16 protein-coding genes are annotated in these 19,336 nt (G+C 70.5%); 12 read left to right on the top strand and 4 right to left on the bottom strand.

From position 1 onward, the window contains the following. The 4 genes from ACFYTS_RS25350 to ACFYTS_RS25335 all read right to left on the bottom strand — a co-directional run bounded on the left by ACFYTS_RS25350 (position 1) and on the right by ACFYTS_RS25335 (position 4,148). Positions 1-750, bottom strand: a complete 750-nt coding sequence (locus tag ACFYTS_RS25350; RefSeq protein WP_357286687.1) for an LppM family (lipo)protein — start codon at positions 748-750, stop codon at positions 1-3. A 21-nt stretch (positions 751-771) separates the two neighbouring features. Further along, positions 772-1,596, bottom strand: coding sequence for a carotenoid biosynthesis protein (locus ACFYTS_RS25345; protein WP_357286690.1), 825 nt, complete (start codon positions 1,594-1,596; stop codon positions 772-774). Positions 1,597-1,923: 327 nt separating this feature from the next. Next, positions 1,924-3,540: a phytoene desaturase family protein gene (locus ACFYTS_RS25340; protein ID WP_387307601.1), complete on the bottom strand. Its 1,617-nt coding sequence runs from the start codon at positions 3,538-3,540 to the stop codon at positions 1,924-1,926. Then, positions 3,537-4,148: a GNAT family N-acetyltransferase gene (locus tag ACFYTS_RS25335; RefSeq protein ID WP_357286695.1), complete on the bottom strand. Its 612-nt coding sequence runs from the start codon at positions 4,146-4,148 to the stop codon at positions 3,537-3,539. Before ACFYTS_RS25335 ends, ACFYTS_RS25340 begins: the two co-directional genes overlap by 4 nt. Positions 4,149-4,356: 208 nt before the next feature. On the opposite strand from ACFYTS_RS25335, the gene ACFYTS_RS25330 reads away from it, so the two are divergent. From ACFYTS_RS25330 to murC, 12 genes are all read left to right on the top strand, one after another. Further along, positions 4,357-4,797 carry an SAV_6107 family HEPN domain-containing protein gene (locus ACFYTS_RS25330; protein ID WP_379106485.1) on the top strand — a complete coding sequence of 147 codons (441 nt, stop codon included), beginning with the start codon at positions 4,357-4,359 and terminating at the stop codon, positions 4,795-4,797. 125 nt (positions 4,798-4,922) lie between these two features. Next, positions 4,923-5,348 (top strand): DUF3040 domain-containing protein, encoded by a 426-nt coding sequence (locus ACFYTS_RS25325; protein ID WP_357286701.1) that lies wholly within the window; start codon positions 4,923-4,925, stop codon positions 5,346-5,348. A 458-nt stretch (positions 5,349-5,806) separates the two neighbouring features. Continuing rightward, on the top strand, positions 5,807-6,238 hold the full coding sequence (mraZ, locus tag ACFYTS_RS25320; protein WP_213560465.1) for a division/cell wall cluster transcriptional repressor MraZ: 432 nt from the start codon (positions 5,807-5,809) through the stop codon (positions 6,236-6,238). 200 nt (positions 6,239-6,438) lie between these two features. After that, a complete protein-coding gene (gene rsmH, locus ACFYTS_RS25315; RefSeq protein ID WP_387307599.1) occupies positions 6,439-7,419 on the top strand; it encodes a 16S rRNA (cytosine(1402)-N(4))-methyltransferase RsmH in 981 nt (326 codons plus the stop codon). A gap of 154 nt (positions 7,420-7,573) precedes the next feature. Further along, positions 7,574-8,266, top strand: coding sequence for a hypothetical protein (locus ACFYTS_RS25310; RefSeq protein ID WP_387307597.1), 693 nt, complete (start codon positions 7,574-7,576; stop codon positions 8,264-8,266). A 151-nt stretch (positions 8,267-8,417) separates the two neighbouring features. After that, on the top strand, positions 8,418-10,373 hold the full coding sequence (locus tag ACFYTS_RS25305; RefSeq protein ID WP_387307787.1) for a peptidoglycan D,D-transpeptidase FtsI family protein: 1,956 nt from the start codon (positions 8,418-8,420) through the stop codon (positions 10,371-10,373). A 140-nt stretch (positions 10,374-10,513) separates the two neighbouring features. Beyond that, a complete protein-coding gene (locus ACFYTS_RS25300; RefSeq protein ID WP_387307595.1) occupies positions 10,514-12,199 on the top strand; it encodes a UDP-N-acetylmuramoyl-L-alanyl-D-glutamate--2,6-diaminopimelate ligase in 1,686 nt (561 codons plus the stop codon). After that, the gene (gene murF, locus ACFYTS_RS25295) at positions 12,196-13,680 is read left to right on the top strand and encodes a UDP-N-acetylmuramoyl-tripeptide--D-alanyl-D-alanine ligase (protein WP_387307593.1); all 1,485 of its coding nucleotides are present in this window, start codon (positions 12,196-12,198) and stop codon (positions 13,678-13,680) included. The genes ACFYTS_RS25300 and murF overlap by 4 nt, the downstream gene beginning before the upstream one ends. Next, entirely contained in the window at positions 13,677-14,753 is a 1,077-nt protein-coding gene (mraY, locus tag ACFYTS_RS25290; protein ID WP_357287437.1) for a phospho-N-acetylmuramoyl-pentapeptide-transferase, read from the top strand. Before murF ends, mraY begins: the two co-directional genes overlap by 4 nt. 49 nt (positions 14,754-14,802) lie before the next feature. After that, positions 14,803-16,245 carry a UDP-N-acetylmuramoyl-L-alanine--D-glutamate ligase gene (gene murD, locus ACFYTS_RS25285; protein ID WP_357287470.1) on the top strand — a complete coding sequence of 481 codons (1,443 nt, stop codon included), beginning with the start codon at positions 14,803-14,805 and terminating at the stop codon, positions 16,243-16,245. Beyond that, positions 16,242-17,813, top strand: coding sequence for a putative lipid II flippase FtsW (ftsW, locus tag ACFYTS_RS25280; protein ID WP_387307590.1), 1,572 nt, complete (start codon positions 16,242-16,244; stop codon positions 17,811-17,813). Before murD ends, ftsW begins: the two co-directional genes overlap by 4 nt. 77 nt (positions 17,814-17,890) lie before the next feature. Beyond that, positions 17,891-19,336, top strand: a complete 1,446-nt coding sequence (gene murC, locus ACFYTS_RS25275) for a UDP-N-acetylmuramate--L-alanine ligase (RefSeq protein ID WP_357287464.1) — start codon at positions 17,891-17,893, stop codon at positions 19,334-19,336.

Here is a 19,336-nt window from a genome sequence, read left to right as displayed (position 1 = left end):
CTATCGCGTGTTGGTGCGGTCCGGGCGCAGCCAGCGCGCGGCACGCACGTAGGCCGGCGGATCGGGGTTGCGGGTCATGTACGCCAGCACCGCGACCACCGCCGCCACCGCGAGGGTGATGCCGCCGACGATGCCCGCCCAGCCGGCGAAGGACCGCGTATTCGGGTCCGCGTAGCCGACTTCGGCGCGCAGCGTGCTGACATCGCCGGGCGGCAGCTTCCAGGTGACCACCGAGTCGCCCTCGCGGGTGCCGTTGGTGGTGGCGACGCGCGCCGGGAAGGCGACGGTCAGCTGCACATCGGAACCCTGCGGCGGCAGCGACTTCAGGTCCACCCGGCCGGTCAGGGTGACCAGGTCGCCGGTGCGGGCGAAGACCAGGTTGAACATGCCGGAGGTCTGGTCGGACAGGCCGCCGAGCTGCTGCACCTCACCGAAGGTGAGATCGTCGAAGTACACCTGGCTGCCGACGTAGCCGTCCTGCGCGTAGGAGTCCACCCGCACCTTGCCGGACAGGCCGTCGGGGGCCTTGAGCTGCGGGCCCTTGTCCTTCTCGTGCTGCGGCACGGCCGCGGCGACGATGCGCCCGGACACCCGGTCGTTGGAGGACACGCCCATCGATACCTGTACCCGCAGGCATCCGGTCAGCAGGACCGCCAACCCCGCGAACAGGACGACGGCCACGGTCCGTACCCATCGCCGCGATCGCCGCCGGGGTGGGGCGGATTCGAGTGTTCCCTCGGCTGTCGACATGTTCGGACTCGGCTGCACGGCTCACATCGTGCCATGCGTCCCGGGCCACAGGGTGATTCGACGGGCCCTCAGCCCCCGAACCAGCGGAATCCCCAGCACCCCGAGCCCGCAGCACCCGTACACCGCCGACACCGGCAGCCCCAGGAACACCGCGTGCGCCAGCGTCGACCCCAGCCACGTCCACCCGAACACCGCCACCGGAACCACCCGAGCCGCACCCGAACCCGGCGCGGTCCGATCCCATCCCGCCAGCAGCCCGGCCATCACCGCCGCCACCGCGAACCAGCCGAGATAGTTGCTGAGCGGAATCTCCGCCAGCCCCGGCAGCCCGGGAATCGGCGAACGCCACGTCCACTGCCCATCGGCCACCATCTGCGGATCCAGGAATAGATCCCACCCCACCGCTCCCGCCGCGGTCAGCGAAATCCGCCCGGCCGCGTTTCTTGCCAGCATCCCGGCGACTACCCACACCGGATACAGCCCGCCGGTCCACGCCAGCGGCACCACCACAGGCACCCCGAGTACCTCGGGCCCCAGCCGCCCGCTCGCATAGTCGTAACCGCCGAACGGAATCCCGGTGGCCGTCCCCACCACCTCGGCAACCAGCCCGATCCCGGACACGATGACCAGCAACCCGGACGCCCACCGCACACCCCGGGTCACCGCCGCATGCGTCAAAGCCGCACCGGCCGAGAGCAATACGACGGCCACCGTCACCCGATCCCGCCCGACACCGTGCGTCAGCGGATACGAGATCTGCACCAGCACCAGCAAGACCGCGGGCACCGCCGAGATCGCCACGGCCCGCCGCTCGGCCGAGACCGCTGACAACCTCGTCACGGTCATCGGGCGGCTCGCAGTCCGTGTCTGGCCGCGGGCCCGCCGCCCGCCGCGCCCAGACCCGGTGGAGTTCCCATCACCGGCGACAGCCCAACTTCGGGCTGCTCTCTGCGGCGGAGCGCGGTCGCGGACCGTCCCGGCGCGTCGGTCTCGGCGGCGCGGCGACGGGTTGCGTCGTGTGGCCCGGCCGAGCGGGGACGCGCATCGCGGATCGGGCGGAGGGTGCGGTCACACCGAGGGTCACCGGGGAGCACGATGGCGGTCCGTCCCGGCGGGCAGTCTCGGCTGACTCGCAAGGGGTTTCGTCGTGGCGGCCCGATAGGGCGGGGTCGGTCATCGGCGGCGCGGGAAGCGGAGGCGGGGGCGGAGGTCGCGCTCGACGAGGCGGGCCGCGCTGCGGCCGCTGGCGCCGGAGACGCCGCCGCCCGGGTGCGTGGAGGCGCCGGTGAGGTAGAGGCCGGGGGCGCCGGGAACGCGCTGTTCGGCGAGCTCGGGCAGGGGGCGCCACATGAACATCTGGTCGATGGACATCTCGACGTGCATGACGTTGCCGCCGAGCAGGCCCATCTCGCGTTCCAGGTCGGCGGGGGTCTGGATGTAGCGCCGGGTGATGGAGCCGGCGAATCCCGGTGCGAGGGCGTCGACTTCGGCGATGATGCGGTCGGCCTCGGTCTCGGCGTGCGCGGACCAGTCGCTGCCGTCGGCGAGATCGTAGGGATGCCACTGCGACCACAGGGTGACCTGGTGTTCGCCCGCGGGGGCGATGCTCGGGTCCAGGGCGCTGAAGGTCATGGCCAGGACGACCGGGCGCGGCGGCAGGTCGCCCGCCAGGGCCGCGCCGTGGGCGCGCCGCAGTTCGCGGCGGTCGGTGACGAGGAGTTGCAACCCGTGCGCCGATTCGCCGGGCTCGGCCCCGGGATAGTGGGGAAGTTCGCTGATCGCGGCGCGCACCACCATGCCGATGCCCGGGCCCACGCGGATGCGGCGTCGCCAGTCGGCGATCGTCGCGGCGTCGAATCCGCCCTGTTCCAGCAGGTTCAGGGTGGTGAGGATGTGGCTGCCCGCGATCACGGTGTCCGCGGACAGGTTCCGCCCGCTCGCGGTGCGCACCTCCCACCGGTCGCCGCGGCGGGTCAGGGCGGTCACCGCGTCGCCGGGGGAGACGACGCCGCCGTCGGATTCCAGCCGCGCGACCAGTGCCGCGCTCAGCGCGCCGCTGCCGCCGATCGCGCGCCCGGGCGGCACGGTGTGCATGAGCGCCGCGAACCCCACCATGGGCGCCGAGCCGGGCTCGGACATGGGCGGCCCGGACTGCGCGCCGAACCAGGCCAGCGCCGCCTTCAGCCGTTCGCTGTCGAACAGGCTGTCCAGCAGCGCGTCTCCGGTCTGCATCATTTCCCGGGACAGGGCCCCGCCGCTGGCGCGCCCGGTGGCCCCGGCCGCCTCGCGGGGATCCATGCCCCAGAACGACTTCAGCAGATGCCCGCCGGTCGGGGTGCCGGAGAAGGCCCGCATCACCCGTGCGCTGCGCGGACCCCACACGGTCGCGAACCGCCGGTACGCGTCGGCGTCGCGGCGCCCGCACGCGGCGGCGATGGACGCGCAGGTCAGGTCCAGATCACGGTGGAACACGATGGGCGCCAGCCCGCTCCCGGCGGGCGCGGGCGCGAAAGCCCAGGGGTCGCAGTCGATATAGCGCAGCCCGAACCGGGCCAGCTCCAGCTCCTCGATGATCCCGGTGTGCCGGATCATGATGTGCGCCGAGGACCCCCGATCGACCAGATGCCCGGGGAACCGTTCGACAGTGGAGACGGCCCCGCCGAGCACGGTGTCGCGTTCGAGCACCTCGACCCGATGCCCGGCCTTGGCCAGGTAGCAGGCCGCGACCAGCGCGTTGTGCCCCGATCCGACGACTACGACTGTGCGGGAACCGTTGTCGCGCCCGCTCACAGGGGCAGCCGCCGCCCGAGCACCGCGAACCGCCGGGTGTCGCCGGAGAAGATGAAGTGCCGCACCACATCCCCGAACCCCTGCCGCCGGTACAGCCGCCAGGCCCGGTTGGACTCGCGGTCCACCTCGGGGGTGGACAGCAGCACGGTGCGCTCGGGCCGGTTCTGCAGCAGCCGGGTGAGCAGGATCTCGCCGAGTCCGCGGCCCTGCGCGGCGGGGTGCACGTGGAGTTCGGTGAGCTCGAAGTAGTCCGAAAGCAGTTCCCGCGCGCCGGATTCGGGCCAGCCGGTGCGCCGCATGCCGCTGTACACCTGCTGATGCCACCACTGGTGCGGCGCGCCGTGATAGCCGTAGGCGATGGCCACGATGGGCGCGGTGCGCAGGTCCAGGCGCCCGTCGTCGTCGGGCAGCACCGCGGCCACGGCCTGCCATCCGGGGCGGGTGGTGTGCTCGGTCCACATGGGTGCGCGCTGGTGTTCGGTGCCGCGCGGATAGTCCATCGCCGCGACGTAGACCGCCAGGGCGTCGTGCAGCCGGTGCCGCAGGGTCGCGGCCGACAGGTCGACCACGACGGGTGCCGGCGTCGGTTTGGGGGTGACTGCGGTCATCGGCTGGACGCAACTCTCGTTGGCGCGGACGGATGGATCGACAGTAGCGCCACGGCGGGCGTCTCAACTTGTCGGTGGGTCTCTCTATATTCAAACCCAACAGAAACCTTCGAATGCCTGTTCGATCATCGAGTTGGGTGAAATGCCTGATCGGGACTCGTTGTCCTCATAGATGTGATTCGGGTGTGCGAGTGGGGAGGTACGCGAAATGACCGGGAAAACTGAACGTCCGGGCCACCCGGGCCGCGCCGGCGACCTGCTGCGCAAGGCCGACGGGCTGCTGTCGGAGGCACGGGGAGAACGCGATCCGGCGGAGCGTTTCCGCATCGCCTACCTGGCCGCGCTACGCGGGGCGGGCGCGGTGCTGGCGCTGACGGGGGCCGACCGGGCGCCCCGGGCCCGCTCGCGCAACGCCTGGGTCCTGATGCAGCGCGCGGCACCGGAATTCGTCATGTGGACGGACTATTTCACCGGCCAGTCCGAGACCCGCGCGGCGCTCGAGGCGGGCCTGTCCCGGCCCATCGACGACCATCGCGCCGACGAGTTCGCTTCGCGGGTAGGCGCATTCCTGCACGACGTGGCGGATCTGCTGGCCGCCGCGTCGCGACTTCGGCCCAGTTCAGGGTGGGTGAACGGAATGCTGGCGTGAGTATCGGCGAGTAGGTGGTCCGGTTCTGATCGAACTCGTATTATTGGTGGCAGATAGCCGCCAAGGTCGGCTACCCGTCGTCTACCCGGAGGCGACAGCCACCATCTAGTGCCGGGGGAGGTACCGTGCCACTCTCCGAGCACGAGCAGCGCATGCTCGAACAGATCGAGAGCGCGCTCTATGCTGAGGATCCGAAGTTCGCCTCGACTGTTCGGGGCGGACGGTTACGTTCTGCCACCGGTCGGCGCAGACTCCAGGCGGCGGCCTTGTTCGTCCTCGGCCTGTTTCTATTGGTGGCCGGCATCGCCGCTCCGTTCAAGCCCGGCGGCTTCCCGATCATCAGTCTCGTCGGCTTCATCGTCATGTTCGGCGCGGGTGTGCTGTTGCTGATCGGTGGCCCCCGCATGGGCGGTTCGGCCGGTCGGGCCTCGGACGCTCATCCCAGCCAGGGCGGCGCTCCCGGCGCCGGCCGCGGCAAGCCCCGCAAGCAGGGCGGGTTCTCCGCGCGGATGGAGGACCGGTTCCGCAAGAGGTTCGAACAGGACAGTTGACCGGGCTGCCGTGCGGCCGAGGGCTTTCGGACCCGCACGGTAGCGGACCGCGATCGACCAACTGAAGATTCACGACACGCCGTGACGCGACACCGATTTGAGGTGTGGCGTCACGGCGTTTCTGGTTGGTCGGGTATCGGCGTGTCGGGTGTCGGCCACGATTCCCCACACCTCCCCACGGGGGTGCCCCACCCCGCCCCGCAAGTGCCGGATATGCACGCTATCTGCGGGTTTGCTGGCGGTTGTCGGGTACCCGCCGGCGCGCGTCGCGCGTGTCGGGGGAACTGCGCGAAATCTTCCCCACCATCGTGATAGCTGGTGTGACCTGCGAAGTTCGCCAAGCGGGGACCGAGATCACCGGCGCTTTCGATTGAAAGTGGGGGAAAGTGGGGTAATGTGGAGCCCGCACTACAGGAGGCCGACAGTCGAGAGGGTGATCCGGCAGGAGGTGTCGAGACGTGTTTCTCGGTACCTATACCCCTCGATTGGACGACAAAGGGCGACTGACGTTGCCTGCGAAGTTCCGGGACGAGCTGGCGGGAGGGTTGATGGTCACGAAGGGACAGGACCACAGCCTTGCCGTTTATCCCAAGGACGAGTTCACCGCGCTCGCGCGGAGAGCTGCGGCCGCGTCCCGATCGAACCCGCAGGCCCGAGCATTCGTCCGGGCCTTGGCGGCTTCCAGCGATGAGCAACGTCCGGACGCACAGGGCCGGATCATGCTGTCGGCAGAGCATCGCCGCTACGCGAATCTCTCCAAGGATTGCGTGGTGATCGGCTCGGTCGACTTCCTCGAGATATGGGACAAGACGGCGTGGGATTCCTACCTCGCCGAGCATGAGGAGGACTACTCGCAGGCCAGAGACGAGTCGCTGGGCGAGATCTTCTAGCCCGAGCGTGGCGAGTGCCCTGCGGCCTCTGCCCGACACCGACCCTGACGTACTTCCCCAACGCCAGGTGCGGTGCTTCGGTCAGAGACCACGGGGCATTCGCCCTAATTCGAAGGTCGTTGTGAAGAGGCCCGCCGTCGCTCGCTATCCGATGTGGCCGTGCGAATGAACGTGAGGCAGTGAATTCCGGGAGGTCCTAGGTGAACCAGAGCAATGACGGCCCCCGCCATGTTCCGGTTCTCCTGCATCGTGCCGACGAAATCCTCGGTCCCGCACTGCATTCCGAGGGCGCCGTCTACCTGGACTGCACGCTCGGTCTCGGCGGTCACGCCGAGCACTTCCTGCGCACCTACCCGAACATCAGACTCGTCGGCCTGGATCGAGACACCGCCGCGCTACGGCTGGCGGGGGAGCGACTGGCGCCGTTCCGGGACCGGATCACCCTGGTGCACACCAGATATGACGGGATCCCCGCCGCGCTCGAACAGGCCGGTCTGCCCGAAAAGGGTTCGGTCAGCGCCATTCTCATGGATCTGGGCGTGTCCTCCATGCAGCTGGACGAGGCCGATCGCGGTTTCGCCTACTCGGTGGACGCGCCGCTGGACATGCGGATGGACTCCAGCACCGGCCCCACCGCGGCCGACGTGCTCAATACCTACAGTCACGGCGAACTGGCCCGGGTGCTGAAAACCTATGGCGAGGAACGGTTCGCGGGCAAGATCGCCTCGGAGATCCTGCGGCGGCGCCAGCGCACCCCGTTCACCACGAGCGCCCAGCTGGTGGAGCTGCTCTACGACACCATCCCGGCCGCGGCCCGGCGCACCGGCGGGCATCCCGCCAAGCGCACCTTCCAGGCCTTGCGGGTGGAGGTGAACCGCGAGCTGGAGTCGCTCGAGGCGGCGCTGCCCGCCGCGCTGGACGCGCTGGCCCCGGGCGGCCGCATCGTGGTGATGAGCTATCAGTCCCTCGAGGACCGGGTGGTGAAGGTGGAGCTGGCCAAGCGGTCGGCCTCGCGCACCCCCCTGGACCTGCCGGTCGAATTGCCCGGCATGGGACCGGAATTCAAGATCCTGACCCGCGGTGCGGAGAAGGCGACCGAGCAGGAGATCGAGGAGAACCCGCGAGCCGCTCCGGTGCGCATGCGGGCGGCGGAACGTATCGCAGGGGAGAACAGGGCATGAGTGGTCAGGCGCGGAGGCGGCAGCGGAGCGTAACCATGGAGCGCTCCGCTCATGCCCCGGAATGGCAGAGCATGAACCGAGCACCTGACGGGGCGCGGCAGCGCCGGGGCGGCGGGCGGTTCCGGGCCGCGACCCGAGAGATCGGAGCCGCGCTATGACGATCAAGACGCAGGTGAGCCGGGGGGCCCGTCGGGTGCAGGCCGCCGAGCGGGTCAAATCGGGTGCGGCGCAACGGGCCTACGCCCGGCGCCGCAATCGCGAGGGCGGTGTGGAGCTGCCCGGGATGCGCCGCGGCCGGCGTAGTGAATCCATCTCGCGCGGGCGGATGTCCTTCGTGGCCACCATCATCGCGCTGCTGGGCTGTGGTCTGGCCTTGACGCTGTTGCTCACCACCCGCGCCACCGAGGACAGCTACCAGCTCGGCGATCAGCGCCGCGCCAATCAGAAGCTGTCCGACGAGCGGGACGCGCTGCAGCGCGAGGTGGCCGCGGCCGATTCGGCGCCCGAATTGGCCCAGCGCGCCGCCGAACTCGGCATGATCCCGGCCAGGGATCCCGCCCGCCTCATCATCGGCCCCGACGGTCAGGTGACGGTGGTCGGCAATCCGCAGCCCGCGCAGGGGGCTCCGGCGCCGCCGCTGAACACCACCCCGCGCGCGGCCGCGCCGCCGAACGCGGCCCAGGGGCAGGGCGAGCGCGTGGTTCCGGCGACCACCCCCCCGGCGCAGCCCCCGAGGCCGTCCGCCACCCCGGCTCCGCCGACCACCACCGCCGCGAATCCGGTTCCGGCGGCGCCACTTACAACACCGCCGAACCCGGCAGTCCAGGCCAACGGGGCACCCCGGTGACGGGTGCGTGCCGCCCGGCCGCGGAACGACTCCGGTCGAGTCGGTCCGCGGCGCGGCCGTGTCCGAGTCCGGCCCCGACGGGTACCGGGCCGGTGTGGCCCTGCCCGGAGGCCGCTGGGAGTCGGGTGACGCGAACGATCGGGGCTGGTCGATGAGCCCTACCCGCGCGGGGCGCGGGCGTGATTCCGGCCGGGGGCGTTCCGATTCCGGCCGGGGGCGCGCCGCCGTCGCACGGGCGAAGTCCGGGTCGGGCCGCGCGGGCTCGGGGCCGGGCCGGCAGTTCAGACCGCGGCCGGCTCCGGGACTGGATTCGAGTACGCGGTTCCGGTTCGGAGTGGGCCGGCTGGTTATGCTGGTGGCGATCGTCGTGGCCGCCATCCAATTGCTGTGGGTACAGAGCATTTCCGCGCCGAAGCTCTCCGCGGAGGCGGCCAGTCAGCGGACCGTGAAGCTGGCCGATCCCGCCACCCGGGGGCCGATCACCGACCGCTACGGGAAGTCGCTGGCGTTCACCATCGCCGCCAAGGCGTTGACCTTCCAGCCGGTGCGGGTCCGCAAGGATCTGGCCGACGAGCGCGAGAAGCAGCCGAAGACCGCTCCGGATCCGGACGACCGGCTCGCCGCCATCGCCAAATACCTGCACGAGAAGCTGGGTAAGGAAGCTCCCCAGAAGGACATCCTGGCCAAGCTGAAGAGCGACGAGCCATTCGTCTATCTGGTGCGCAATGTGGATCCGCGGATCGCCGCCGACATCACGCTGAAGTTCCCGGAGGTCGGGCTCGAACGCCAGGACATGCGTGAGTACCCGGGTGGCGCGCTGGCTGCCAATGTGATCGGCGCGACCGGCTGGGACGGGCACGGGCAGATCGGTTTGGAGTCCTCGATGGACGCCCTGCTGGCCGGTTCGGACGGCTCGATGACCTACGACCGCGGCTCCGACGGCGCGGTGATCCCTGGGTCCTGGCGTGACCGCCAGCCCGCGGTGAACGGTTTCGGCGTGGAGTTGACCCTGGACTCGGATCTGCAGTACTACGTGCAGCAGCAGGTGCAGCAGGCCAAGGAGTTGTCGGGCGCGGGCGCGGCCTCGGCGGTGGTGCTGGACGTGCACACCGGCCAGGTGCTGGCCATGGCCAATGACAACACCTTCAATCCCGCGATGGGACCGCGCTTCTGGTCCACCACCGATCTGGGCAATCCGTCGGTGCAGGAGGTGTTCGAGCCCGGCTCGGTGAACAAGATCGTCACCGCGGCCTCGGCCATCGAGTACGGCCTCACCAACCCCGATGAGGTGCTCCAGGTTCCGGGCAGCATCTTCATGGGCGGGGTCACCGTGCACGACGCCTGGGAGCACGGCGTCGCCCCCTATACGACCACCGGCGTCTTCGGGAAGTCCTCGAACGTGGGCACGCTGATGCTGGCGCAGCGGGTCGGTGAGGACCGCTACTTCGACATGCTCAAGAAGTTCGGCCTGGGTCAGCGCACCGGCGTCGGTCTGCCCGGCGAGAGCAGCGGCGTGGTGCCCGCGCGCGACCAGTGGTCGGGCTCCACCTTCGCCAACCTGCCCATCGGCCAGGGTCTTTCGATGACGACCCTGCAGATGACCGGCATGTACCAGGCCATCGCCAACAACGGCGTGCGGATTCCGCCGCGCATCGTGAAGGCCAAGATCGCCCCGGACGGCGCGCGCACCGAGGAGGAGCCGCCGGAGGGCGTGAAGGTGGTGAGCCCGCAGACCGCCAAGACCCTGCAGCAGATGTTCCAGGCCGTGGTGCAGAAGGATCCGCGCGGCATCCAGTCCGGCACCGGCGGCCCGGCCTCGATCGAGGGCTATCAGATCGCCGGCAAGACCGGCACCGCGCAGCAGATCGATCCCAAGTGCCGCTGCTACTCCAGCGACCGCTACTGGATCACCTTCGCGGGCATGGCCCCCGCCGACAATCCCCGCTACGTGATCGGCATGATGCTCGACGCGCCCATGCGCAGCTCGGACGGCAGCGGCGGCGGGTCGGCCGCGCCCCTGTTCCACAGCATCGCGTCGTGGCTGCTGCAGCGGGACCGGATCCCGCCGTCACCGCCCGCCAAACAGCTGATTCTGCAGGCGAGTTAGAGCAGGGAACGGATGGTCCTGACGCACGCCGCCGCCGATACCACTACCGGCGGGTGACCGAACTGCGCCGTGCCGATCGCACGGCAATCGAACACAGGTAACCTGACACGTCGATCCGGTCGTCCGGATCTTTTCTACATATGAAACCCGCCCGTGAGAGGAGCTTCGTGCCCGCGCAGTCCAGCCCGCAGGTGTTCCGGCCCGCCGCACCGGCGGCGACCAGCTTGCGCACGGTCTCGGAGCTGACGGGCGCGACGCCCGCCGGGTCCGCGGCAGGCTTGCAGGACATCCAGGTCACGGGTATCGAGCAGCGGTCGAACGCGGTGCTGCCGGGAGATCTGTTCGCCGGTCTGGCCGGTGGGCATTCCCATGGCGCGCGCTACGCCGCCGACGCGGTGGCGCGCGGCGCGGTCGCGGTCCTCACCGATCCGGCGGGCGCGGAGCTGGTCGGCGAGATCGCCGTCCCCGTGCTGGTGCACGACGCGCCGCGCACGACTCTCGGCGAGTTGTCCTCGGCCCTTTACGGTGATCCGTCTCGCAAACTGCGCATCATCGGTATCACCGGCACCTCCGGCAAGACCACCACCTCCTATCTGGTGGAGGCCGGGCTCGCCGCGTCGGGGCTGCGCACCGCGCTGATCGGCACCATCGAGACCCGCATCGGCGGGGTCCGGGTGCCCTCGGCGCTCACCACCCCCGAGGCCCCGCAGCTGCACGCCATGTTCGCGGTCATGGTCGAGCAGGGCGTGGACGCCGTGGTGATGGAGGTGTCGAGCCACGCGCTGGCGCTGGGCCGGGTGGACGGGGTGAGCTTCGCGGTCGGCGCGTTCACCAACCTGTCCCAGGACCATCTCGACTTCCACGCCGACTTCGAGGACTACTTCGCGGCCAAGCGCCGCCTGTTCCTTCCCGACGGCCCGGACACCGCCGCCGCGTCGCGCCCCTCGGTGGCCGCGCGCACCGCGGTGATCTGCGTGGACGACGAGTGGGGGCAGCGCCTGGCGGGCGACGTATCGGACTGCCTGGCAGCCGAATCCGGTGATACCACCGGCCGCTTGCGCACGGTGGCGACCCGCGCGGGCGCGCCCGCCGACTGGACCGCGGGCGCGGCGACCGCCGGGACCGGCGGCACCCAGGAATTCACCGCGTCGGGGCCGGGCGTCGATGTGGATGTGCGGCTGCGGCTTCCGGGCGCGTACAACATCGCCAACGGGCTGCTGGCGGTCGCGGTCTGCGCGGCGGCGGGCGCCGATATCGAGACTTCCGCAGCGGCGCTCGGCGAGGTCGACGTGCCGGGCCGCATGCAGCGGGTGGATAGGGGTCAGGAGTTTCTGGCCGTGGTGGACTACGCGCACAAGCCCGCCGCGATCGAATCGGTCGTGGCCACCCTGCGCACGTGGTTGGCCGACCGCCCCCGCCTCCCCGGGGCTGGGACGGGACGTCTGGCCGTAGTGGTGGGCGCGGGCGGTGATCGCGATGCCGGCAAGCGGCCCCTCATGGGCGCGGCGGCGGCGCGCGGCAGCGACCTGGCCATCATTACCGACGACAATCCGCGCAGCGAGGACCCGGCCGCCATCCGCGCCGCGGTGCTCGCCGGGGCCGAACAGGTGCCGGACGCGGAACGCGGTGAGGTCCGGGAGGTCGGGGACCGGGCGGCCGCGATCCAAGCCGCCGTGAACTGGGCGCGGCCCGGGGACGCGGTGCTGGTCGCGGGCAAGGGACATGAGACAGGGCAGGAGATTGCAGGCGTGAAGCAGCCGTTCGACGACCGTGAGGTACTCGCGGCCGCCCTGTCGGAAAAGACGAGGGACCTGACGCATTCATGATCGAGATGACTTTGCGGGAGATCGCGGAGGTCGTGGGCGGCACGCTGCACGACGTCGCGGATCCCGAGGCGAAGGTCACCGGATCGGCCGAATTCGACTCGCGCCGAATCGGTTCCGGTGACCTGTTCCTGGCGCTGCCGGGTGAGCGCGCCGACGGCCACGACTTCGCGGCGCGGGCCGTCGCGCAGGGCGCGGTCGCGGTGCTGGCCGCCCGGCCGGTCGGGGTGCCCGCCATCGTGGTGGAGCCCCGCCCCGGGAACACCCGCGCCATCGCACTGGCCCACGACACCGACGGCTCCGGCGCGGCGGTGCTGGACGCGCTGGCCGCGCTGGCCCGCGCCAGCGTGGACCGGCTGGTGCAGGCCGGGAGCCTGACCGTGGTCGGGGTGACCGGCTCGTCCGGCAAGACCTCCACCAAGGATCTGATCGCGGCCGTGCTCGCGCCGCTGGGATCCGTTGTGGCCCCGCCCGGTTCGTTCAACAACGAGCTCGGCCACCCGTGGACGGCGCTGCGCGCCGACGCGCGGACCCGGTTCCTGGTGCTGGAGCTGTCGGCTCGCGGCCCGGGACACATCAAGGCGCTCACCGAGATCGCTCCGCCCGGTGTCGGCGTGGTGCTGAATGTCGGCACCGCGCACCTGGGTGAGTTCGGCAGCCGAGAGATGATCGCGCAGACCAAGGGCGAACTGGTCGAGGCGCTTCCGGCCTCCGGGCTGGCGGTGCTGAACGCCGACGACCACCTGGTCGCGAAGATGGCCGGCCGCACCGCCGCCCGGGTGGTGACCGTGGGCCTGGCGTCCTCGGCCGACGTGCGCGCCGCCGACGTCGTGCTCGACGAGCAGGCGCGCGCCCGATTCACGCTGCACGCCAACGGCGAATCGGTCGATGTTCAGCTGGCCGTGTCCGGCGAGCACCAGGTCGGCAACGCCCTGTCCGCCGCCGCGGTCGCCCTCGACCAGGGCGCGGATCTCGCGACCGTCGCGGCGGCGCTGGCCGGCGCGGCCGCCGTCTCGGCCCGCCGCATGGACGTGCGCACCCGCGCCGACGGCGTCACCGTCGTCAACGACTCCTACAACGCCAACCCGGATTCGGTCCGTGCCGCGCTCAAGGCGCTGGTCACCATGTCCCGTGCCGGGGCCGAGCCGCGGCCCAGCTGGGCGGTGCTCGGCGAAATGGGTGAACTGGGCGAGGAATCCGTTCTCGAACACGACAAGATCGGCCGCCTGGTGGTGCGCCTGGACGTGGACCGGCTGATCGTGGTCGGTCAGGGTCGTCCGGTGCGCGCCATGTTCCAGGGCGCCGTGCAGGAGGGCTCGTGGGGTGAGGAAGCCATCCACGTGCCCGATATCGACTCGGCCATCGCGCTGCTCGACGAAGAACTCGAGCCGGGCGCGGTGGTGCTGGTGAAGGCATCCAAGTCCGTCGGTCTGTGGACCGTCGCCGAACACCTGATCGGTGCGGAGCAGGAGGCCGCTCGATGACCCAGATTCTCTTGTCGGCCGCGATCGCGCTGGCCGTTTCGATTCTGCTCACCCCCGTGGTGATCCGCTATTTCGCCAAACAGGGCTTCGGCCAGGAGATCCGGGTCGACGGCCCGGAGAGCCACAAGGCCAAGCGCGGCACCCCGACCATGGGTGGCGTCGCCATCATCATCGGCATGTGGGCCGGTTACCTGGGCTCGCACCTGATCTCCATGACCTACGGCGAGCCGGGCCCTTCGGCCTCGGGCCTGCTGGTCATGGGCCTGGCCACCGCGCTGGGTTTCGTCGGCTTCACCGACGACCTGATCAAGCTGCGCAAGCAGCGCAACCTGGGTCTGACCGCCGCCGGGAAGTACATCGGCCAGCTCACCTCGGCGGTGGTGTTCGGTGTCCTGGCCTTGCAGTTCAAGAACATTCACGGCCTGACCCCCGGTGACAAGCGGCTGTCCTACACCCGCGACATCAACACGCTGTCGATGAGCGTGGTGGTGTTCCTGGCGTTCGTCTGCCTCATCGTGGTGGCCTGGTCCAACGCGGTGAACCTGACCGACGGCCTGGACGGTCTGGCCGCGGGCTCGATGAGCCTGGTGCTGGGCGCGTACATGATCATCACCTTCTGGCAGTGGCGTAACTCCTGCTCCGCGCACGCGGTGGCGGGCTGCTACCAGGTGCGTGATCCGCTCGACCTGGCGCTGGTGTGCGCGGCGGGCGGTGCGGCGTGTATCGGCTTCCTGTGGTGGAACGCCGCGCCCGCCAAGATCTTCATGGGCGACACCGGTTCGCTGATGCTGGGCGGCCTGCTCGCGGGCCTGTCCATCACCACCCGCACCGAGCTGCTGATGGTCGTCATCGGCGCGCTGTTCGTGGCCGAGACCACCTCGGTGGTGCTGCAGGTGGCGGTGTTCCGCGCGACCCGCAATCGCCTGTTCAAGATGGCACCGTTCCATCACCATTTCGAGCTGAGCGGGTGGGCCGAGACCTCGGTGATCATCCGGTTCTGGTTGCTGGCCGGTATGGCCTCGGCGATCGGACTGGGCCTGTTCTACAGCGAATACCTCTCTGCGGCAGGGTGAGACAGCAATGGCCGAACATTCTCCGAGGGTCCTGCGGTCGCCGGGGCCCATGCTCGAATTCCTGCGTGGCCGTGAGGTTCTGGTCGCCGGGTGGGGTGTCTCCGGGCGGTCGCTGATCGAACCGCTGCGCGATATCGGTGCGCGGCCCGTGGTCACCGACAGCGGCGCCAAGGCGCTGGCCGAGGCCGCCGAACTGGGTCTGGGCACCGCCACCAGCGCGGATCTGCTGGAACCGGATGCGCTGCGCCGCTTCGCGCTGGTCATCACCAGCCCGGGCTGGCGGCCGGATTCGCCGGTGCTGGCGTCCGCGGTGACCGAGGGCATCCCGGTGTGGGGTGACGTCGAGTTCGCCTGGTGGGTGGATCAGGCCCGGATCTACGGTCCGGTCCGCAAATGGCTGGTGATCACCGGCACCAACGGCAAGACCACCACCACCCAGATGACGCACTCGATCCTGCGCGCCGCCGGCATCCCGTCGGTGGCCTGCGGCAATATCGGGCTGCCCATCCTGGACGCGCTGCGCCGCAATCCCGGCCCGCAGATCCTGGCCGTGGAACTGTCCTCGTTCCAGCTGCACTGGGCTCCGTCGGTCCGCCCCGAGGCCGGGGTGGTGCTGAATGTGGCCGAGGATCACCTGGATTGGCACGGCGGCCTGGACGCCTACGCCGCCGCCAAGGCGCGCGCGCTGACCGGCCGGGTCGGCGTGGTCGGCCTCGACGATCAGGTGGCCGCGGCGCTGGCCCGGAAGTCCAAGGCGCGCCGCACCGTCGGCTTCCGCATCGGCGTGCCCGCCGACGGCGAGCTGGGCGTGGTGGACGGCAAACTGCTCGACCGCGCCTTCACCAAGGCCGCCATCCTGGCCGAGACCGGCGACATCAGCCCGCAGGGTCCGGCGGGCGTGGCCGACGCGCTGGCCGCGGCCGCGCTCACCCGGTCCATCGACGTGGCCCCGCAGTTCGTCAAGGAGGGCCTGCAGGAGCATCGGGTCGGCCCGCACCGGGCGGCCTTCGTGCGCGAGTTGTCGGGCGTGGAGTTCGTCGACGACTCCAAGGCCACCAACCCGCATGCCGCGCGTTCGTCGATCCTGGCCCACCCCAACGTGATCTGGGTGGCCGGCGGTCAGCTGAAGGGCGCGGGCGTGGAGGACCTCATCGAGGAGTGCCGCGAACACCTGGTCGCGGCCGTGCTGTTCGGGCAGGACGCGGCCGTGATCGCGGCCGCACTCGCGCGACACGCCCCCGATGTCCCGGTGGTGGAGCTGAATTCGGGGGACGATGCTCGAATGGGTGACCCCTTCACCGAGATCGAGCCCGAAGCGGTGATGGCGCGCGCGGTCCGTGTGGCGGCCGGTTTCGCCCATCGCGGCGATACCGTGCTGCTGGCTCCGGCCGCGGCATCCCTGGACATGTTCGCCGACTATACGCACCGCGGTCGCAGTTTCGCGGCCGCCGTGCAGGCCCTGGACGAGAAGGACATCGGGAGAACAGAGTGACAGCGGCGACACCGCGGCGGGCCGCGCCAGGAGGTGAGCGGCGGGTCGGGAACAAGGGCCCACAGCGTCTGCGAACCGGATGGTTCGTTGCGTGGCTGGCCCGCCCGCTGGCGTCGTTCCACCTGGTGGTGGCGATCGCGGTACTGCTCACCGTGCTCGGCCTGGTCATGGTGCTCTCGGCTTCCAGCGTGGAGTCCTACGCCGGTGGCGGCTCGGCCTATTCGCTGTTCTTCACCCAGGCGGTGCTGGCCGCGGTCGGCGCGGTGCTGTTCTATATCGCGCTGCGCATCCCCATGCGGGTGATGCGGCAGCTGTCGTTCCCGGTGTTCGCGCTGTCGGTGGTGATGCTGGTGCTGGTGCTGATTCCCGGCGTCGGAACCAAGGTGCAGGGCTCGCAGCGCTGGTTCGACCTGGGCGTGGTGTCGGTGCAGCCCTCGGAGATCGCGAAAGTGACGCTGGTGGTGTGGGGTTCGCACCTGCTGGCGTCGCGGCAGTCCGAGAAGGCCGGGTACAAGGACATTCTCATGCCGCTGGTGCCGGCCGGACTGCTGGTCTGTCTGCTGGTGGTGCTCGAACCGAACCTGTCCACCACCATCGCGCTCGGCATCGTGCTGACCTCGCTGCTGTGGTTCGGCGGGCTGCCGCTGCGCATGTTCGTCACCATCGCGGTGTCGGGTGTGGTGGCGGCCTCCATCCTCGCGCTGTCGGCCGGGTATCGCTCGGACCGCATGCGCGCCTTCTTCAATCCGGGCGACGATCCGCAGGGCATCGGCTACCAGGCCCGCCAGGCCATGTATTCCCTTGCCGATGGCGGCATCTGGGGTCGCGGCCTGGGCCAGTCGCGCGCCAAGTGGAGCTATCTGCCCAACGCGCACAACGACTTCATCTTCGCCATCATCGGCGAGGAACTCGGCTTCCTCGGCTGCGCGCTGGTGCTCGGGCTGTTCGCGCTGTTCGTGTACACGGGCCTGCGGATCGCCTCGCGGTCGGTGGATCCGTTCATCCGGCTGCTGACCGCCTCGGCCACCACCTGGATCACCGGGCAGGCGCTGATCAATGTCGGCTACGTGGTGGGTTTGCTGCCGGTGACCGGTCTGCAGCTGCCGCTGGTCTCCGCGGGCGGCTCCTCGCTGGCGATCACCCTGTTCATGTTCGGCATCATCGCCAATGCCGCCCGGCACGAGCCGGAGGCGGTGGCGGCGCTGCACGCCGGGCAGGACGGCCGGTTCAGCCGTCTGCTGCGGCTGCCCAAACCCGATATCTACTCGCCCGCCCGGGCCGCGCGCGCCCGCGCCAAGTCCAAGGCGACCGGTAAATCCAAGGCGACCGGTAAGCCCAAAGCGACCGGTAAGCCCAAAGCGAACGCGAAGGTGAAGTCCGCGCCGCAGAAACGCGCGCTACCCTCGGGGCGGGGCCGGGGCGGCTCGGCGGAATCATCCTCGCGGCGGTCGGTAGATTCGGATTCGGCCCGGCGCACCAGCCGCTCCACGGAATCGTGGCGCAGCACCCGGGCCTGGGAGCCCAACTATCCGATGAAACACGCCAGGGAACGGGGTAATTCGAGGTGACAGTGGAGCGGCCGGACAGTGATGTGGGTACCGCGGAAGCTCACACCGATCTACCCGAGCATCTGCGGCGCGTGCACATGATCGGCATCGGTGGTGCCGGTATGTCCGGTATCGCCCGAATTCTCCTGTCGCGCGGCGGCATGGTGTCCGGTTCCGACGCCAAGGAGAGCCGCGGCGTGCTGGCCCTGCGGGCGCGCGGCGCGCAGGTGCGCATCGGCCACGACGCCTCGGCGCTGGACCTGCTCCCCGGCGGGCCCACCGCGGTGGTGACCACCTACGCCGCCATCCCCAAGACCAATCCCGAGCTGGTGGAAGCCCATAAGCGCGGGGTGCCGGTGCTGCTGCGCCCGGCGGTGCTGGCCTCGCTCATGCAGGGGCACAAGACGCTGCTGGTGTCGGGCACCCACGGCAAGACCTCCACCACCTCCATGCTGGTGGTGGCATTGCAGCACTGCGGACTCGACCCGTCCTTCGCGGTCGGCGGCGAGCTCAACGAGGCGGGCACCAACGCCCACCACGGCACCGGCGGCATCTTCGTGGCCGAGGCCGACGAGAGCGACGGCTCGCTGCTGCAGTACGCCCCCGACGTCGCGGTGGTCACCAATATCGAATCCGACCACCTGGACTACTTCGGCACCGACGAGGCCTACGTGCAGGTCTTCGACGACTTCGTGGACCGGCTCGAACCGGGCGGCCGCCTGGTGGTGTGCCTGGACGATCCGGGTTCGCTGGGCTTGGCGCAGCGCTCGGCGGCCCGGCTGGCCGAGGACCCGCGCGGGATTCAGGTGATCGGTTACGGCTCCGGCGATTTCGCCGAGCTCGGGCTGACGGTCGGCGCGCGGTTGCTCTCGTGGGAGCCGCGCGACGTCGGCGGCGTCGTGGTGTTCCAGCTCTCCGACGAGTCCGCGCCGCGCACCCTGCGGCTGTCGGTGCCGGGCCGGCACATGGCGCTCAACGCGCTCGGCGCGCTGCTGGCCGCCCGTGCCACCGGCGCCGATCTGGGCGAAATCATCCAGGGGCTGGAGGGTTTCGGCGGTGTGCACCGCCGCTTCCAGCTCACCGGGCGCGAGAACGGCGTGCGCGTCTTCGACGACTACGCCCACCACCCGACCGAGGTGCGCGCGGTGCTCTCCGCGGCGGCCGAACTGGTCGCGCAGGAGGCGCGCGACGGCGCGCGGTCGCGGCCGGGGAGGGTGATCGTGGTGTTCCAGCCCCACTTGTACAGCCGCACCGCCACTTTCGCGACCGAGTTCGGGGCGGCGCTGTCGCTGGCCGACGAGGTCGTGGTGCTCGACGTGTACGGCGCGCGGGAGGAGCCGCTGCCGGGTGTGAACGGCGCGCTGGTCGCGAGCGCGGTCACCAAACCCGTGCACTATCAGCCGGATATGTCGCGGGTCGGCAAGCAGGTGGGCGCGCTGGCGCGGCCCGGCGACGTGGTGATCACCATGGGCGCGGGTGATGTGACCATGCTGGGCAGCCAGATTCTGGACGGGCTGCGCGCACGACCCTCGCACGGGCGGTGA

This window comes from Nocardia sp. NPDC004151 (genome assembly GCF_042874235.1).
Taxonomy (GTDB): domain Bacteria; phylum Actinomycetota; class Actinomycetes; order Mycobacteriales; family Mycobacteriaceae; genus Nocardia.
This window is presented reverse-complemented; position numbering and strand designations above follow the sequence as displayed.